Annotated in this window: 15 protein-coding genes; 10 read left to right on the forward strand and 5 right to left on the reverse strand. The window is 41.3% G+C overall.

The window, feature by feature from the left end:
• The first annotated feature begins 210 nt into the window (after window positions 1-210).
• Entirely contained in the window at window positions 211-1,572 is a 1,362-nt protein-coding gene (dcm, locus tag HWQ36_RS10810) for a DNA (cytosine-5-)-methyltransferase (protein WP_292701837.1), read from the forward strand.
• Window positions 1,573-1,698: 126 nt separating this feature from the next.
• Here dcm and HWQ36_RS10815 read toward each other — a convergent pair whose 3' ends face one another.
• The 3 genes from HWQ36_RS10815 to pheT all read right to left on the reverse strand — a co-directional run bounded on the left by HWQ36_RS10815 (window position 1,699) and on the right by pheT (window position 5,701).
• Window positions 1,699-2,499 (reverse strand): Tab2/Atab2 family RNA-binding protein, encoded by an 801-nt coding sequence (locus HWQ36_RS10815; protein ID WP_292701840.1) that lies wholly within the window; start codon window positions 2,497-2,499, stop codon window positions 1,699-1,701.
• A gap of 334 nt (window positions 2,500-2,833) precedes the next feature.
• Window positions 2,834-3,103, reverse strand: coding sequence for a YciI family protein (locus HWQ36_RS10820; RefSeq protein ID WP_094329210.1), 270 nt, complete (start codon window positions 3,101-3,103; stop codon window positions 2,834-2,836).
• Window positions 3,104-3,250: 147 nt separating this feature from the next.
• Window positions 3,251-5,701, reverse strand: coding sequence for a phenylalanine--tRNA ligase subunit beta (pheT, locus tag HWQ36_RS10825; RefSeq protein ID WP_292701845.1), 2,451 nt, complete (start codon window positions 5,699-5,701; stop codon window positions 3,251-3,253).
• Window positions 5,702-5,920: 219 nt separating this feature from the next.
• Here pheT and HWQ36_RS10830 point away from each other — a divergent pair, with 219 nt between their 5' ends.
• Window positions 5,921-6,097 (forward strand): hypothetical protein, encoded by a 177-nt coding sequence (locus tag HWQ36_RS10830; RefSeq protein ID WP_292701847.1) that lies wholly within the window; start codon window positions 5,921-5,923, stop codon window positions 6,095-6,097.
• Window positions 6,094-6,276 (forward strand): hypothetical protein, encoded by a 183-nt coding sequence (locus HWQ36_RS10835; protein ID WP_292701849.1) that lies wholly within the window; start codon window positions 6,094-6,096, stop codon window positions 6,274-6,276. The genes HWQ36_RS10830 and HWQ36_RS10835 overlap by 4 nt, the downstream gene beginning before the upstream one ends.
• Before the next feature lie 382 nt (window positions 6,277-6,658).
• Here the strand turns inward: HWQ36_RS10835 and HWQ36_RS10840 are convergent, their stop codons facing one another.
• Window positions 6,659-6,859 carry a type II toxin-antitoxin system VapB family antitoxin gene (locus tag HWQ36_RS10840; RefSeq protein ID WP_292701851.1) on the reverse strand — a complete coding sequence of 67 codons (201 nt, stop codon included), beginning with the start codon at window positions 6,857-6,859 and terminating at the stop codon, window positions 6,659-6,661.
• Between the two features lie 53 nt (window positions 6,860-6,912).
• Complete coding sequence (locus tag HWQ36_RS10845) at window positions 6,913-8,298, reverse strand: response regulator (protein ID WP_292701854.1); 1,386 nt, start codon at window positions 8,296-8,298, stop codon at window positions 6,913-6,915.
• A gap of 868 nt (window positions 8,299-9,166) precedes the next feature.
• Between HWQ36_RS10845 and HWQ36_RS10850 the strand changes: the two genes are divergently transcribed.
• From HWQ36_RS10850 to HWQ36_RS10880, 7 genes are all read left to right on the forward strand, one after another.
• The gene (locus HWQ36_RS10850) at window positions 9,167-9,841 is read left to right on the forward strand and encodes a VWA domain-containing protein (RefSeq protein ID WP_292701857.1); all 675 of its coding nucleotides are present in this window, start codon (window positions 9,167-9,169) and stop codon (window positions 9,839-9,841) included.
• Window positions 9,842-9,892: 51 nt separating this feature from the next.
• Window positions 9,893-10,675: a PP2C family serine/threonine-protein phosphatase gene (locus tag HWQ36_RS10855; protein WP_292701860.1), complete on the forward strand. Its 783-nt coding sequence runs from the start codon at window positions 9,893-9,895 to the stop codon at window positions 10,673-10,675.
• Between the two features lie 56 nt (window positions 10,676-10,731).
• The gene (locus tag HWQ36_RS10860) at window positions 10,732-12,900 is read left to right on the forward strand and encodes a tetratricopeptide repeat protein (protein WP_292701862.1); all 2,169 of its coding nucleotides are present in this window, start codon (window positions 10,732-10,734) and stop codon (window positions 12,898-12,900) included.
• Window positions 12,901-13,227: 327 nt separating this feature from the next.
• Window positions 13,228-14,001: a glucose-1-phosphate cytidylyltransferase gene (gene rfbF / locus HWQ36_RS10865; protein ID WP_292701865.1), complete on the forward strand. Its 774-nt coding sequence runs from the start codon at window positions 13,228-13,230 to the stop codon at window positions 13,999-14,001.
• A 188-nt stretch (window positions 14,002-14,189) separates the two neighbouring features.
• Window positions 14,190-15,404, forward strand: a complete 1,215-nt coding sequence (gene lhgO, locus HWQ36_RS10870) for an L-2-hydroxyglutarate oxidase (protein ID WP_292701867.1) — start codon at window positions 14,190-14,192, stop codon at window positions 15,402-15,404.
• Between the two features lie 457 nt (window positions 15,405-15,861).
• The gene (locus HWQ36_RS10875) at window positions 15,862-16,890 is read left to right on the forward strand and encodes an NAD(P)-dependent oxidoreductase (protein WP_292701868.1); all 1,029 of its coding nucleotides are present in this window, start codon (window positions 15,862-15,864) and stop codon (window positions 16,888-16,890) included.
• A 329-nt stretch (window positions 16,891-17,219) separates the two neighbouring features.
• Entirely contained in the window at window positions 17,220-18,488 is a 1,269-nt protein-coding gene (locus tag HWQ36_RS10880; RefSeq protein ID WP_292701870.1) for a class I SAM-dependent methyltransferase, read from the forward strand.
• Window positions 18,489-18,625 lie beyond the last annotated feature (137 nt).

The following is an 18,625-nucleotide window of genomic DNA, read 5'->3' on the forward strand; positions in this document are numbered from 1 at the left end:
TATCCCATAACCCACATTCTGCATCGTAGGGGAGCATCCCAATTTTGCCAAAAGACACAGGACTGGGGCAAAAAACCTGTACAAACCTCTTCCCTTTGCGTTCTTGGCGTCCTTGGCGGTTCGTCATTTCATTCTCGGTCTAAGTCCAAACACCGTATAATAATAAACTTGCACATTTGGGATGCTCCCCATCGTAGTGGGTTTGTCCAATTGATTATCAATATAGCGGTTATCAGTTTATCTATGCGTAAAATTCGGTTTGTAGATTTATTTTCAGGAATAGGAGGAATTAGATTAGCTTTTAAACAGGCGGCTGATTCTTTAAATATAAAAAGTGAATGTGTTTTCAGCAGTGAAATCAATTCAGATGCTCAATTAGTTTATGAAAAAAACTTTGGTCAAAAAGCATTAGGTGATATTCGATTAATTGATCAACTACCAGAACATGAATTTTTATTAGCTGGGTTTCCTTGCCAGTCTTTTTCTCATGCTGGCAAAAAAGAAGGATTTGTCGATACACGAGGCACACTATTTTTTGAAATAACAAGATTACTCGATACCTATAAACCACAGGCTTTTATTTTTGAAAATGTCCGAGGGCTTTATAGTCACGATCAAGGGCGAACCTTAGCAACAATTAAGCATGAAATTCAAAAAAGAGGCTATAGTTTTCATTCTTTTTTACTCAACAGTGCAAACTTTGGCTTACCGCAAAATCGCGTCCGCATTTATCTGGTAGGAATTTTAGATGCTTCTCCCACTTTTGAATTGATTTCTGATGTGGGGCCTAAAGACTCGCATTCATATAATCCTCAGCAGTTATCTTTGTTCTATCCACCAAAAAAATCTGTGGCTGTTGCCGACATTTTGGAGACTAATCCAGATGAAAAGTATAATTGCTCAGAAAAGTTTGTCAATGCGTTGAAACGAATATTTAATAATGATTTAAATCGCTTACATGGAATAAGGCTGATTGATTATCGGGGGGGGAACTCTATTCATTCCTGGGATTTAGGATTGCGTGGTGAGTGTAGTGCCGAGGAAGTTGAACTAATGAACCGTTTCATATTAAAGAGACGGAATAAAGAATTTGGACAAGAACAAGATGGTAAACTATTAACTCAGGAGCAAATAGCTAGCTTTTTTGAGCATCCCAATTTAGGGGAAGTTTTGAATTCACTAGTTACAAAAAAATATCTAAAACTTATTAATGATAAATATAAACCTCTGTCGGGTAACTTTTCATTTGAAGTTTATAAGTTTGTAGATCCAAATAAGATTTCGGTAACGTTGGTTGCTAGTGATGCTAATAGATTAGGAGTTTATCATAATCAGAGAGTGCGGCGACTAACTCCACGAGAAGCTGCAAGGCTGCAAGGTTTTCCTGATAGCTTTACACTTCATCCAAATGATGATACGGCTTACCATCAACTAGGAAATTCTGTGAGTATTAATGTAGTCAAATCTGTGGCTCAAGAAGTGATTATGAAAGCCTTAAATCATACTCAAGAAAGAATAGAGAAATCTGGGCAATCGCTTTGTTCTGTAACATCCTTAAATCACAAATCCTAGAACTACATTTTAACCCCTGGCGTTTATGCCATCTCCAACAACACTATCCCAAGCAGCAATTTCAGCTTGATATTCTGGATCTTCAGCATCCTGCTTGAGGGCTGCAATCATTTCTGCCGCTAAAATTCAATATAAATCTTCTGCCCGTAATAACCAAAAGCCGCTATAAGTCATGCCGGAATCATCTGGTTGAACTAACAAAAAATGCAATCCTCGGCAATGCTTTTTTCGCTGTTGATATGTTTGGGCTGCTGTTGTAACTTCTGGATCTTCAAAAGTGGCAACAATCCACCTATCTACTAAGCCAGCCTCTAATATTAAGCCGTCTGGTGCGCCAGAAATATAGTTTAACGCCACAGGACGGGCTTGCTGCAACCACCGTGCTAGGCGCATCGATTGCCGTCCACCATAAATTACTACACCAGGGACGGGCACTGTTGATGCTAAACCCAAGTTGATGGGTTTAAGATGTTCTGGGATGTGCAAAATGGGAATGGGGCGATCGCTAAATCTCGTTTCTACATCACTAGCAGCTAGAGTCGCAAACCGCCATTGTTCTCCCCAGAGGTTCTCTGCTAATGGTGCTGGAGGTGGTTTATCCAGCGCTGAGGGATATTGCTTTTCTTGTAACCACTGCTTCAACGCCAAAGTGTGGCGCGTAGGTTCGACATTGATACTTAAATTGCGTCCCGCCGCCTCAATTAAGCTTAGAGACTGAGGACGAAATACCTGAATCACATCCGGCAATTTTTCACCAGCAGCTAACTCAAGTTGATCTGCAACCCAACTCGAATTCGCTGCTGACTGGAGACAGGTAGCTTCATACTCAAAGCTGCGATTTGCGTCACAAATCAACAACTCCCATAAAATTTGTCCAGATGCATCTTGCAAGGGACGGCGATAAAAATCAACTTGCCAAATTTTCATATTATGTGGGCATGGGGCATTGGGCACTTGTACTGAGCGAAGTCGAAGTATTGGGCATGGGGCATGGGGCATTGGGGGGATGCGAGAGATCGGTGAGAGTTAAAACTGAAAGTTTTAAGTTCAGAGGCTCAACGTTCATGTTCAGAGGCTCAACGTTCATGTTCAGAGGCTCAACGTTCATGCTCAGAGGCTCAACGTTCATGCTCAGAGGCTCAACGTTCATGCTCAAAGGCTCAACGTTCATGCTCAAAGGCTCAACGTTCATGCTCAGAGGTTCAACGTTTATGCTCAAAGGCTCAACGTTCATGCTCATCTCCCGATACCCAACACCAATTTATAAAGCCTGAATCCACTCTTTGACAGAATATTCAGTCCAGATGCCATTTTTCCAGTAGGGATCATTTTCAATCAACTGGCGCACAGTGGCTTCGTCTTCGGCTTCGTAAATCCCAAAAACTTTTGTGACATCCTTGGTGGGGCCGATGGTAATCAGCACACCGGATTCTTTCTGTTTTGCTAATCCGTCTAAGTGAGCTTGGCGGTGGGGGGTGCGTTTTTCGAGAACGTCTTCGCAGTAAGTTCCCCAGAGTACATATTTAGGCATAACTTTACCAATTTTGGATTTTAGATACTTCGACTTACCTCGACTTCGCTCGGCACAAGTCGCTCAGTACAAGTTTTGGATTTTGGATTGTGAGTGCGGAGTGAGGAATTATTAACTCCTAACTAACAAATGACAAATGACAAATGACTAACTTCTAAGGTTTACGCCGAATTTTTCCACCAGGGCTTCGCGGACTTTATTGTGTACTGGTTCGACTTCTGCCTCAGTAAGGGTGCGATCGCTAGCCCGATAAATTAGACGAAATGCTAAACTCCTCTGTCCTTCGGGGACGTTTTCGCCCCGATATTCATCAAATAATTCCACAGATTCGAGCAAATCTTTACCCGCTTTGGTAATTACTTTTTGAATTTCGGTAACTGAGATTTTTACGGGTGCGAAAAAGGCGATGTCGCGATCGCTAGCTGGATAGGTAGAATAGGGCTGAAATGCCGGAACTAGGACTTCATCTTGTCCTAGAGATTCTAAAAGCACATCTAAATCCAACTGAAAAATATAAACGGAATCTGGTAAACCTTTTTCTCGTCGCAATTGGGGATGGAGTTGTCCAAAAATACCTAGCCTGTTACCCCGAATCCACAAAGAAGCGGTGCGTCCTGGATGTAAACGATGATCTCGGCAATCGGGTTGAAATTCTACCTGCAAGGCAAGTTGCCGAAATACACTTTCTAAAATGCCTTTGGCTTCAAACCAGGTGATGGGTTCTTCGCGTCCACTTTTTGACCATTTGCCAACGGTGCGATCGCCTCCTATAATCCCAGCTAGGGCTTCTGTCTCTTGCAAACCGTCTTCTTCTCGCCAGAAAATTTGCCCGATTTCAAAGCCGTTCAGCGCACCATTACCTTGCTCTAAATTGTATTGAAAGGCATCAATCAACCCAGATATCAAATCGTTTCGCAGCGCTGAATATTCGGCAAATAATGGGTTTGACAGTACTATCTGTCTGTCTTCTCCTGGTTTAACTAAAGAATAGTGGATTAATTCTGTCAATCCTTCAGCCCGGAGGAAAGCCCGTAACTTGCGAATCAGTTCCTCGTCTAAAGGCAGATAACCACCTTCAGCTTTTTCTGGTAAAGTATCACAGAATCTGTTGTAACCATAGAGACGGGCGATTTCTTCAATTAAATCAATTTCTCGCTCTAAGTCGCGGTAACGATAGGGTGGGACGGAAACTGACCATGTAGGTTGATGGTTGCTATCTTCACCTGAAGGAGTCAACTGACATCCTAGTGCAGTCAGGATGCGCTCAACATCTTGTTCTTGGAGTTCACCTGTGTCCTCTCCCAAATCGATTGGCCCTAGTATCTGATTAACTCGGTCTAAACGCAGTGCGATCAAATGACTCCAGGTAGAAGGATCGGGGCGAGTGTCGGCAATTTCCTGCTGGACAAGAATTCCACTAGCCAATTCGCTAATTAAGGATAAGGCGCGGCGATTAGCTATTTCTAACTCAGCGCGGTTAACTCCCCGTTCATATCTGCCAGAAGCTTCACTTCTTAAGCCTACACTGCGAGAAGAACGGCGAATTGCCACGGAATCAAATAAAGCTGCTTCTAAAACTAAGCTTTGAGTCCCTTCATGCACTTCTGTTTCTTCTCCACCCATAACTCCCGCCAATGCAACGGGTTTGTCGTTAGCAGTGATTAACAAATTTTGGGTTGCCAGGGTGCGAATTTGTCCATCCAGGGTTTTGAGGGATTCTCCATTATTAGCGAAGCGAACGCCGATGGTTAAATTTTCGCTACTTGCAACTGATTTTAAGCGATCGCAATCAAAGGCGTGCAGTGGTTGTCCCCATTCCAACAAAACATAGTTAGTAATATCCACCACATTACTTATAGGACGTACCCCAGCCGCCCGCAAACGCTGTTGCAACCATTCGGGAGATGGAGCAATTTTGACCTGTTCAATTACCGTACCGATGTATGCAGGACAAGCTTGGGTATCGGCAATTTTTAAAGTTAAATTTCCAGTATTTTTGCTAATAGAGACTTCACCAGGTTCAGGAATGCTCAACTTTCCACCAGTTAAAGCTGCTACTTCCCGTGCTACGCCTACCATACTCAGAGCATCAGCGCGATTAGCAGTTGCAGTTAAGTCTAAAATTACATCATCTAAACCCAACAACGGCCGCACATCACTACCCAATGGTAAATTTTCTTGGGTAAAAATATGAATTCCGTCTACATCGGTGGGCAAACCGAGTTCCTTTAAAGAACAAATCATGCCCTGAGATGCGACACCACGGAGTTTTGCAGGTTTAATTTTTAAATCGATATTGGGTAAGTAAGTACCCGTAGTTGCGATCGGTACATAGATATCTGCCTTCACATTGGCAGCGCCACAGACAATATTTAAAGCCTCATCAGCACCGATATCGACTTGACAAACACTTAATTTATCGGCGTTGGGGTGGGGTTGACGCTCAAGCACTTTCCCTACAACCACGCCATTTGCCCAAGTGCGGCGATCTTCAATATCTTCAACCTCAAACCCTGCCATTGTCAGGGTTTCGGCTAATTCTTCTGGACTAAGTTTTATCTCTACTAGTTCGCGCAGCCAATTTAGAGAAATACGCATGGAGTGTGCTTGTTTTAGGAATCGTCTTTTGTTCTTATTTTAGGGTGCAAAAAGCGATCGATGGCTACTCATCCCGCAAAGCATACCCTTTCACTTGAACAATCCTACTACGTTAGACTGGCAGAACAATCTCTCATGCTAATCTTTTCTTGTCGTCTTGGGTTATGTCAATGTGGGAGAGATGTTTGCTAGGAGAGATTCAGTAGCTTCTATATACAAATGGAACCCACGATTGAACAGTTAAAGGCTTTCTACGATTTATGTGTGCGAGTAAGTAACCTACTACAAACAATTGAGCTAACCAGGTATGACACGCGATCGCAAAGAATAGTAGTGCTAATCGGTCAAACAATTCAAGTAGAAATTTTGAGTAACGGAGAGGAAATTATCCAATGAGTAATTTAGATTATCAGCAATTAACTGAAGCAGAATTACGGGAATATGTAAAGCATCATCCCCAGGATGAAGAAGCTTTTCAGCATTATCTGAGAATTGTTAGAGCCAAGCCAAATAGGGTTGTAGTTAGCACGGGTGAACAGTTGGAGGCTGAGTTAAGGAAAAGACTGGCATTATGAACAAAACCCTTTATTTACTACAGACATTATTATCTCTTAGGTTGTTAGGTGCGTAGGCGTAGCCCGCACTTCGACTTCGCTCAGTGACCGTCGTAGACATCGCCTGAGATTAAAATAATGGTTTTTAACCCACGGAGGTGGGTAAAGTCTCGTGTAGCCAAGCCAGTGCGTTGGGCGGGCAATGCCCGACTTGAAGCACCTGGCGCGCGACTTATAGTCGCCAGGCCTTTTAAGCTAAAACACATCTAATTTGCATATTAAAATTTTCTCAATATCTTGTGGGGTGGGCAACATGAGCGCCCTGATTATGCAACTTGAATGCTGATTAGCTTAAAACATCCTCTGAGAGCTAAAGACCAGACTGAAGTATCAACAATGACTTTCATCCACTCCGGCGCTGTTGCTTGTAGTCATAATCATCGTCGTATTCAATCGTGCCAAATAGCTCCATAATCTTCAATTGCTTTTGACGCTCTACATCCTCTCGTAATGCCTCTTCAACAACGGCATCCTTAGTTGGATGACCACCAAGTTCGATAGCTTCCTTAATTAAGTTTTCGTCCATTTCTAAATTAGTAGCCATGTGCAGATTCTGATAATTACGAATTACGAATTTTCAAAGGTTTCGTGGTTAATTTAAGTCAAATGCATGAAGACTATTTTCAGTAATTCGGCGCGAGTAAACGGTTTAGTCAGATATCCAGATGCCCCAACCAATTTAGCTTTTACTTTATCGACAATTCCTTTATTCCCAGTCACAAAAATGATGGGAGTTTTTTGAAATATTGAATTATTTCGTATAATCCGACACAACTCATAACCATCTATTCCTAGCATATTTAAATCCAACAAAATTAAGTCCGGTTTGTGCCTTATAATTGATAAAACGGCTTTTACTGGATCGTTAATAGTCACCACAGAAAAATTTTCATTTTCTAAGAAACGGCTGATTTCTTTGAGAATTGTCGGGCTATCATCTACAGAAACGATTTTGTGAACTTTTTGTGCCGTTACAGTAGCAGCTGTTACTTTTTGGGAAGCAGGATTTATGTTATTTGATATTGTTGGTTCCTGAAAGTTTTCTTGGGGAGGAGGAGAAATCTGTGGTAATCGTTGAACATGAGATATATTCTCTTCAGCAATATCGGGGAAAGAGTTGACGGTGCTATTTAGCTCTTTTGTGGTATAATCTATCTCTGGAATTAGTTTTGAGAAAAGCGATTGCTCTTCAAATAGCTTTGGTAACTTATCAAATGGTGGATCGGGTTCATGCAAGATAATCGCACCATTAAGTATGTAAGGGTATAAATTACGAGCTAGTTGGATTTCATCTTGATTCAAAATTGTTGCCAGATGACACAAGCTGAAACCCTTCATCCAATTAATTAAATCTGACTGAAGTTCTGGTAAATCTTTTTCCTCAATTTTGCTATTAATCAACAGATATGGACGTTGATATGGAGAAGAAATTTGTGGAACAAAAGCTTGCCAATTATCTAATCTTCCTTGGCAACGTTCTAGAATCTTTTCTACATCTAGCCTACAAATTCTTGGCATTTTCTCAAGTGGTTCTGTTAATTCATAAGTACCTTCTTTAATGAGCAAAAATGATTCAATCACCTCTTTAACTAATTCTTGAATCAGCACTGCTGCTTGTGTAGAATGTAGATGTTGTTGACTAACAAGCCATGATATCGCCTGATATTCAGGAGGGTGGCTTCTGCAATTGCTGTCATATTCGAGTAACTGAATGTGGGAGTCAGGTTCAAACATCAGACGGACTTGAACCCGAACCTCGCTAGTAAGCAGGGGAATTTGGTGGCTGAGGCGGCGCAAATGGCGTTCTAGTCGGTCAAAAGGTTCCACTGAATGGGTAGCGTAAGTTATTTTGCCCTGTTCTAAGTAAATTGACCAACGAACTGAGTTACTTAATGCTTGTAAACAAGTACTGTCAAAGCAATTGGATAACTGTCTTAACAAACTTAGAGGACGTAGTTTGATGAATGCACCTGAGTTATTCATATTTTTCAAGTTTTTTGCGGAATCAACAACTGAACATTTGTAGATTGAAAATATCAACTATGAAGTATTTTCTTCTTGGTAATATTTATCTACGTACAAGTTATTCCTTTTAAAATATATACATATTTTAAAAATTATAAGTTTTATAACTCATTTGTTACATTTGGTACTTTTTACTTAATTTATCTCAAACCACAAGGAAGTAAGTATGAATAAAGATAAACATTGATCTATAGGAATCCGATTTGATTAATGAACATACTTGTGTAGGGAGGGAATAGGGAACAGGGAACAGAAAAGAAGGGAGTTAGAGGTGTACTGAGTTTTTTCAGAAATCAAATATGAGTCCTATAGCTAGACTATTCAGTAGATGTTGGTTAACTCTGGATAGCCACTCTCGACAACTCTTCCCTTAAGACCTTAGCAATGGCGTTTATGCCTACTCACACAAAGCAGGCAAATTTGATTCAAAGTTCACACAGTTACGCTGGTATACTTCTAAAGTTAACGATCTTGATTATGGTTAATAATTTTTCTGTAAAGGAAGGATTCTTCTACATACAATCTTTAAAAACTTATCTAGGAAAGTTTACGTATTTATTGTACTGTAGGTTTAATGGATATAAATTTTTGGTAGATACATTACAACAGGTAACACTGGGTTTTGATAAACTCTTTTTTGCTAAACTAAGCTGTACTCAAGTTTTTCTTAAAAAATATATTGAGAACTTCATGAAAATAATTTGTTTAATAAATATTAGAGCATCTACCACTAGATACTATATTCTATAGTCGCCTCGACGACTGAAATTATATACTCGGACAAAAAGGAAATAAAGCTTTGAACTTTAACATAACACAAAAAGTTATGCATGATACATTAAGACTTGATGAAGTAGTAGAATTTGCTGAGAACCCAGAACCACGTTGTCCTTGTGTACTTTTACTAGATACATCTGGCTCGATGCAAGGAGATCCGATTGAGGCTTTAAATCAGGGTTTACTCAGTTTAAAGGATGAATTAGTCAAAAATTCCTTAGCTGCCAGACGGGTGGAAGTGGCGATCGTAACTTTTGATAGTAATGTCAATGTAGTACAAGACTTTGTGACTGCCGATCAATTCACTCCGCCCATTTTAACGGCACAGGGCTTGACTACAATGGGTGCAGGCATTCATAAAGCTTTGGACATAATTCAAGAGCGGAAATCTCAGTATCGGACTAATGGGATTGCTTACTATCGTCCCTGGGTATTCATGATTACCGATGGAGAACCCCAAGGTGAGTTAGAGAATGTGGTAGAGCAAGCATCCGTGCGTTTACAGGGAGATGAAGCAAATAAACGGGTAGCATTTTTTACAGTAGGTGTCGAAAATGCGAATATGACCCGTTTGAATCAAATAACTGTGCGTACACCTTTGAAACTCAAAGGATTAAATTTCATTGAGATGTTTGTCTGGCTATCAACTAGTATGTCAGCTGTTTCTCATTCGCAGGTGGATGAACAGGTAGCACTACCGCCGATTGGTTGGGGGACTGTTTAATTTAAAAATCGCAGCTTGATGTTTACACAGCGAGCTGTTGAAAAAAAATCTATGAAAATATCAAAACAGATTGCTCAATGGCGGATTGTGGCTGCATCTGTATGTGGTACAAGTCACTTAAAAAACAAGCAGTTATGTCAGGATGCTCATCACTGGCAAATATTGTCCGATAATGTTTTGGTGGCAGCCGCAGCAGATGGCGCGGGTTCTGCTACCCTTGGGAAAGTGGGAGCGATGATTGCTGTGGAAACAGCAATAGAAAGCATTTCCACCAAAGGAATCACCCGAAAAATTTTGAGTGATGATGCATTTGTGCGATCGCTCTTAAATGATGCCATACTAGCCGCCAAAAAAGCTGTGGAGGCGGAAGCGGCTACTTGTGACAAACAGCCTCAAGACTTAGCAACTACCTTAATTATGATGGTTGCCACACCCGAAGTTGTAGCTGTAGTGCAAATAGGTGATGGTTTGGCAGTGGCAAAAGATAGCATGGGCAATCTCCTCGCTCTGACTATACCTGATAGCGGCGAGTACATTAACGAAACCACTTTTTTAACTTCTCCTACTGCCTTAGATACAGCGCAGATGAGATTATGGCGCACCGACATAGTTAATGTTGGTATCATCACCGACGGACTACAAATGCTGGCTTTGAATATGGTTGTTGGAGAACCTCACAAACCATTCTTTTTTCCACTGTTTGAATTTGTAGCTAATACTGAAGATAAGACAGAAGCGAAGGAGCAGTTAGTAAAGTTTTTACGATCAGACCGAATTACACAACGCACTGATGATGATTTAACACTCATCATAGCTGCATTTAACGACTCATGAGCAATCAATTTACAGGTTTCACATCTTAGATAACTTCCGTTAGCGGTAATTTCATTATGCAGGTACTACGTTGTTCCCCTAGAAAAGAAATCCTCAGCCTCAATGTCAGTTTGGGGCGTGGCGGAGAAGCTTGTGTTTATGCAGTGCCATCTGATAACGACTTGGTGGCGAAGATTTACCACAAGCCAACTACAGCCCATGCTGATAAATTAGAGGCGATGCTTGCCAACCCGCCAGAAAACCCTACAGCTAGTTTGGGGCATATCTCTATCGCTTGGCCAGAGGATTTATTGCGGACACCAGATGGCAAAAATAGCATCTTAGGCTTTTTGATGCCACGGATTCAGGGGATGCGTCCAATCATCGACTTTTACAACCCCAGAACCCGTCGTCAACACTGTCCCCTATTCAACTATCAGTACCTGCTCCGCACGGCTCGTAACTTGGCGGCAGCAATTGCTGCTTTGCACGCTAGTGGATATTGTATTGGTGATGTGAACGAGTCCAATATCCTCGTCAGTGATACCGCCCTGGTGACTTTGATAGACACAGACTCTTTCCAAGTACTCGACCCCAACAGCAATGTTGTTTATCGTTGCCCAGTTGGAAAACCAGAGTTTACGCCACCAGAATTACAGAATAAAACTTTTGCCCAACACGATCGCGAAATTTCTCACGATTTATTTGGGTTAGCGGTGCTGGTATTCCAACTCTTAATGGAAGGCACTCACCCATTTTCGGGGATTTTTCAAGGCTCTATTGAGCCACCACCTTATGAAGCTCGCATTGCATCGGGGCATTTCACTTATAGCCAAAAGCGGTACGTACCCTACCTACCTACCCCCATTGCACCCCCTTGGGAAATTCTTCATCCCAGCCTCCAAGAACTATTTGTGCGTTGTTTTGAAGAGGGTCATAACAACCCAGAGTTGCGCCCCAATGCCCAGACTTGGCTCTCAGCCATCGCTGAAGCCGAAGATTCCTTAATTACCTGCACCACAAATCCCCAGCATCGCTACAACAACCACATACGTAGCTGTCCGTGGTGTGAACGTACCGTGCGATTAGGCGGACGCGACCCCTTCCCATCACATCGGGCTATAGAAGCTAGAGAACATCTCCAACCGCGAATCAAAGCGAAAAAGCGCTACACCCAGACACCGCATTTTCCCCAACGAAGTATGTCACCGCACTCAGTTAATTATTGGCAGCCAATAATTACCCCAAGCGGTGCATCTTATAAACCTTCCAAGAAGTCAAAATTGTACCCAGTTATTTGCTGCTTACTGGGTTTCGGTTTATTGGGATATGCGGACGTAATGATTAAATTTACTCAGCCGTTGGTTTCACAAAATGCTTACACTCAACAAACATTAAAGTCTCGCCAGACAATTAATAAACTCAGCTTCGCTGATTACTTTCAGCAGGGTGATGCTGCTTACAAAGACCGAGACTACGAAAAAGCAGTTGCCAGCTTTACCGGAGCAATTGAACAACAACCGACACACGCTATGGCAATTGTAAATCGGGGCAATGCCCGCTATAACCTCAAAGACTACGAAGGGGCAGTCGCAGATTATAGCCAAGCTCTCAAAATCAATCCCAATCAAACCAAAGCCCTTGTGAATCGGGGTAATGCCCGCTATATGCTTGCCGAATATAGCAACGATCCTGATACAGAGTATAACCTAGCGATCGCAGACTATAATCGAGCCATCGGTCTGGATGATCACGAAATTGAAGCTTATATCAGACGGGGGATTGTCCGCACCCAAATGGCTAAATATAGCGGTGAATCTCAACAAGTTTACAAAAAAGCGATCGCAGATTTTACTCAAGCCATAAAACGTAATGTATCCCAAGCAGAAGCTTACTTTCAGCGAGGTGTTGTCTATTATCAAATTGCTCAATATAGCAGCAATTATGAGCAAGAATATAATCTAGCGATCGCTGACTTTAACCATGCATTAACCCTAAGCCCTAAACTAGCAAAAGTATATCTCAAACGAGGTATGGTTCGTTATGAACTAGCACAATATGGTGGTAGTGAATCTAACAAAAATCAGGCGAAAGCTATCGAAGATGTAGAGGTATCTGCCAAAATGTTTCTTGAGCAAGATGATATGGATAATTATCAGCAAGCACTTAGTAACTTATGTGTAGTCGTAGAACGCAAATGCGATCCTTTATTTCAAAGCTCAACTAATTTAGAAAAAACTAACTAAAAACAAGTAAGTTTTTTGACTTGCATATTATCGGTTTTGATTGGAGAAATCAAGCCTAACTAGGGTTAGCATCAGCTAGCCCTAGTTATTTATTTGGTAACATTTTTATTTAATTAAATAATTTAATTTTCATGTTTATAGATATTCATAGAGCTTTTACATAGAAAAGATGTTAATTTATCTTTCCTTTATAATTTCGGGGAAAATTACAGTTAGATTATTGACTGAGAAAAACAAATCAGAAATCAATTTTTCTCAATCTAAGTGCATCCTCTTCATGTCGAAAAGTCAAAAAATAATATCCCTACAAATCTCCGAGGTAATTGCATGAAAGCGGTGATTTTGGCTGGAGGGCTTGGTACACGCCTCAGTGAAGAAACTAGTATCAGACCCAAGCCGATGGTTGAAATTGGTGGTAAGCCAATTCTCTGGCACATAATGAAGACTTACTCCGCCCACGGCATTAATGACTTCATCATTTGTTGCGGTTACAAAGGTTACATAATTAAGGAGTATTTTGCTAACTACTTCTTACACATGTCAGATGTTACCTTTGATATGCGATTTAACCAGATGAACGTGCATTCTGGTTATGCTGAACCTTGGCGTGTTACCTTAGTAAATACGGGTGATAATACCATGACAGGCGGACGCTTAAAGCGAATCAGCGAACATCTTGGTAATGAAACTTTTTGCTTTACTTATGGTGATGGTGTAAGTAATATTAATATCACCGAGCTAGTGAAGTTTCACAAAGAACAAAAGACATTAGGAACACTCACAGCCGTTCAACCAGCCGGACGTTTTGGAGCCATTTCCCTGGGATATGAGCAAACTAAAATTACCAGCTTTCGAGAAAAACCTGAAGGTGATGGAGCTTGGATTAATGGCGGTTATTTTGTGTTAGAACCAGAAGTAATCAATTTGATTGCTGATGACTCTACAGTCTGGGAGCAAGAGCCATTAGAAAAGTTAGCTGATATGGAACAACTATCTGCTTTTAAACATGATGGTTTTTGGCAACCAATGGATACTTTACGCGATAAAAACTATCTAGAGGGGCTATGGAAGAATAGTCAGGCTCCTTGGAAGGTATGGTAAGGAGAGTGGGGGATGAGGGAGATGTGGTTCGACTTCGCTCACCAACCGGGAGATGGGGAGCAGGGAGCAAGGGAGCAAAGGAGAAGAGTTTTCCCCCTGCCCCCCGCCCCTCTGCCTTTTTTCCATGCCCCATGCCCCATACCCAATGACTTTATAGATTTACTGTAATTTGAAGTACGATAATACTAATGTATGATTTTGCGATTATAGGTGGGGGAATAGTTGGACTCTCTACAGCGTTGGCTTTAGGAAAACGCTATCCCAATGCGCGTATTTTAGTACTAGAAAAAGAGAGTCAATGGGCATTTCACCAAACCGGCAATAATAGCGGGGTAATTCATTCTGGCATTTACTACAAGCCAGGGAGTTTCAAAGCTAAATTTTGTCGTGATGGTTCTCGCTCTATGGTAGAATTCTGCCAAGAGCATGGAATAGAACATGAAGTTTGTGGTAAAGTGATTGTTGCAACCGAAGAACAAGAACTACCACGTCTTGAAAATCTCTACCAACGCGGCTTAGACAATGGCATAGAAGTTAAGAGAATCAGCCCCGAAGAAGTCAGGGAAATTGAACCTCACGTAAAATGTGTAGGCGGGCTTCGGGTATTCTCAACTGGTATTGTTAATTACAAGCAAGTTTGTTTGAAATATGCCCAGCTAATTCAACAGCAGGGTGGAGAATTGCATCTCAATACAAAAGTTCTGAAAATCTCCCCAAGCGGTAAAAATCAGGTACTGGAAACAAACAAAGGTAACTTTGCAACCCGCTTTGTAATTAATTGTACAGGATTGCATAGCGATCGCACCGCCAAATTAGGTAAAGTTGAACCCCAAGCCAAAATCGTCCCATTCCGGGGAGAATACTACGAACTCACAAGAGAAAAACGCCATCTCGTCAAGACATTAATTTACCCAGTTCCCAATCCCGATTTTCCCTTCCTTGGTGTCCACTTTACCAGGATGATAGATGGTAGCGTTCACGCAGGGCCAAACGCGGTTCTATCGCTCAAACGCGAAGGTTACAAAAAAACCGACTTTGACTTACGGGATTTTCTTGAAGTCATCACCTATCCCGGTTTCTGGAAATTGGCAGCCAAACACGCGCCTGAAGGCATCCAAGAAATCATTCGTTCCTTTAGTAAAGCAGCCTTCACCAGAAGTTTGCAAAAACTAATCCCCGAAGTCCAAGCAGAAGACTTAGTTCCCACCCACGCAGGAGTCCGCGCTCAAGCCTTAATGAACGACGGCAAACTTGTAGACGACTTTTTGATTGTTTCCGGTCAAAACTCCATCCATGTTTGCAATGCTCCTTCTCCAGCTGCCACATCTTCTCTAGAAATCGGCAAAGCGCTTGTAGCAGAAATTCCCCAACTCTCGCATCTAAATAATGTAGTAACTGCATAGATATCATAGTTATTATTTCCGGGACTGCTGAATTAAGGGATGAATCTTGTATAGTGGGCATCTTTACCTGCCTCGAAATACAAGGGACGGGTAAGATACCCATCCCACAACAAACAAAAAAGTGTCCTGCATCAATTCAGAACCGCTATAGAGTGCTGCTACCCAATGGGTTAGTCGGCAAACTATGTAATGACTGTTAGCAGAGTTATTTATTATATATAGCGCTTCTGGGTTGAGTTCAATAACCTAACCCCCAACCCCAACCCTTGTAGCGTTGGGGAGCAAGATTCAAAGCCTCTCTCCTAAAAGGAGACAGGAATGGAAGTGAGGTCAAGTTATTCCATACAAACGAAAAATATAGCGGTTCCCTTCTGGATGCAACACGCTGTAAGGCGCACATATGTGCATCCCGACTAAACAAAGAATTTAACTCATCAATACAAAGGCGTTAACCACAATGAAAATATTAGTAACTGGAACAGAAGGCTATCTAGGTTCATTATTACCGCCTCTGTTAATCGAACGTGGACATGAAGTTATCGGTCTAGATACCGGTTTCTATAAAGTCGGTTGGCTATACAACGCTAATGGGGTAACACCCAAAACCCTTAACAAAGACATTCGCAACATCACCCCTGATGATTTGGAAGGCGTTGAAGCAATAGTTCACATGGCGGAACTCTCCAACGACCCAGCCGGACAATTAGCACCGAATATTACCTACGAAATTAATCATGTAGGTTCAGTACGTCTCGCTAGCCTAGCTAAGGCTATGGGTGTGCGTCGCTTCGTATATATGTCTTCGTGCAGCGTCTACGGCGTTGCTACCGCAGGTGATGTCACAGAAGAATCCCCGATTAATCCCCAAACAGCTTATGCAGAGTGCAAAACTCTCGTAGAACGGGATGTCAGACCACTCGCTGACGATGACTTCTCCCCCACCTTTATGCGGAATGCCACAGCCTTTGGTGCTTCTCCCAGAATGCGCTTTGATATTGTTTTAAACAACTTAGCAGGGTTGGCATGGACTAGCAAACAAATCAAAATGACCAGTGATGGTACACCTTGGCGGCCATTAGTCCACGCACTGGATATTTGCAAAGCAATAGTCTGTACCTTAGAAGCACCACGGGACATTGTACATAATCAAATCTTCAATGTGGGAGACACAGCAAACAACTACCGCGTTAAAGAAATCGCAGAAATTATTGCTGATATTTTCCCAGATTGTAAATTGTCCTTTGGTGACAACGGCTCAGATAACCGCAGCTATCGGGTATCCTTCGAGAAAATCAACACAATTCTCCCCGGATTTAAGTGTGATTGGAATGCCCGACTTGGTGCCCAGCAGCTATTTGATTTATTCAGTCAAATAGATATGGCTGAAGATACTTTCTTATTTAGAGGATTTACCCGCTTAAAACAGCTAGAGTATCTAATTCGTACCGAGCAAATTGACAAAGATTTCTTCTGGAATAAAAAGTAGATAGAGTTGCCTAGCAGCAAAGAAGAAATAATCTAAGTTTCCGAATCAAATATTGTTGATTCGGACTTATCGAACAGAATTCAGGAGTCGGGAGTCAGAATTCAGTTGGGTATTCTGACCGAAAAAGCGGATGAATAATCGGCGTTTTTGCACCCTCACAAAACAAGAAAATTTGGTGGTCAACAAGATAGTCGCGGGTCTGAATCCCCGACTGATGGCTACTGAGCGTAGCCGAAGTATTGATTCTGACTCCTGAATTCTGACTTCTGAATTCTGAATTCTTCTTCAATTCATCCATCCAACTATTTGTAATCAGTGAGTTGAAAATTATGGCGAACGCAAAATGTCGTTTCAGTGGTCAACCTCTGCACCAAACCTTTATTGATTTAGGAATGTCACCTTTAGCCAATGCTTATCTGACAGCAGAACAGCTAAATCATGCCGAAAAATTTTATCCGCTCCATGCTTATGTCTCCGAAGACACTCTTTTAGTTCAATTAGAACAATTTGAAACTCCCGATCATATTTTTAGCGACTATGCTTACTTTTCTTCTTACTCAGTAAGTTGGCTAAAACACGTCGAAGTTTACACCGATATGATGGTAGAAAAATTTGGCTTGAATCATCATAATCAAGTTATTGAAATTGCCAGCAACGATGGCTACCTACTGCAATATTTTGTAGAAAAGGGAATCCCAGTTTTAGGAATAGAACCAGCCACAAATATAGCTAAGATAGCTCAAGACAGAGGTATTCCTAGTATCAACAAGTTTTTTGGGGTTGAAACTGCCAAAGAACTTGTGATACAAGGAAAACTAGCCGATCTTTTGATAGGCAATAATGTTTTAGCTCATGTACCAGATTTAAATGATTTCATAGCTGGAATGAAACTCATCCTTAAACCGAATGGTATTTTGACGATGGAGTTTCCTCACATTTTGCAATTGATTCAACAAAATCAATTTGATACTATTTATCACGAGCATTTTTCTTACTTTTCACTTCTTGCTATCGAAAAGATTTTTGCGGCGCACAATTTGCAACTTTTTGATGTGGAGGAATTATCAACTCATGGCGGTTCACTAAGAATTTATGCCAAACATGAAGATGCTGATAGTCTTGGCATCAGTGACCGAGTTAGACATCTAAAAGCAAAAGAAATTGCTGCTGGACTGCATCGGATAGAGACTTATATTACATTTTGCGAAAAAGTCAGACAAACAAAGCACAAGCTATTAAATTTTCTTCTGAGTGCAAAAGCAGAAGGAAAATCAATTGTTGGTTATGGCGCACCAGCCAAAGGCAACACATTGCTTAATTACTGTGGGATTGGGAAAGATTTTATCGATTACACAGTCGATTGCAATCCTTACAAACAAGACTTGTATTTACCTGGGACTCATATTCCCATCTTTGAACCAGACAAAATCCGCGAAACTAAACCAGATTATGTCCTAATTTTACCTTGGAATCTCAAGGAAGAAATTATGGAACAAATGGCATTTATTGGCGAATGGGGTGGACAGTTTGTTGTGCCAATTCCTGAAGTAAAAATTTATCCTTCTCCTATTCCGGATAGGCTTTTAATAGCATCGTAATTACTAAATATAACCCAAAAAGCGCCTTTTGTTACTATTTCTCTGTTGTTATTATGAGCATAGACAATAGGTAAAAAGTAATTAAAAGGCGTAGTTCCAGAAAGCTTTTGTTGTCAAATATCAAAAAATTAAACTAG

Source organism: Nostoc sp. NMS2, from assembly GCF_017115105.1.
Lineage (GTDB): Bacteria > Cyanobacteriota > Cyanobacteriia > Cyanobacteriales > Nostocaceae > Nostoc.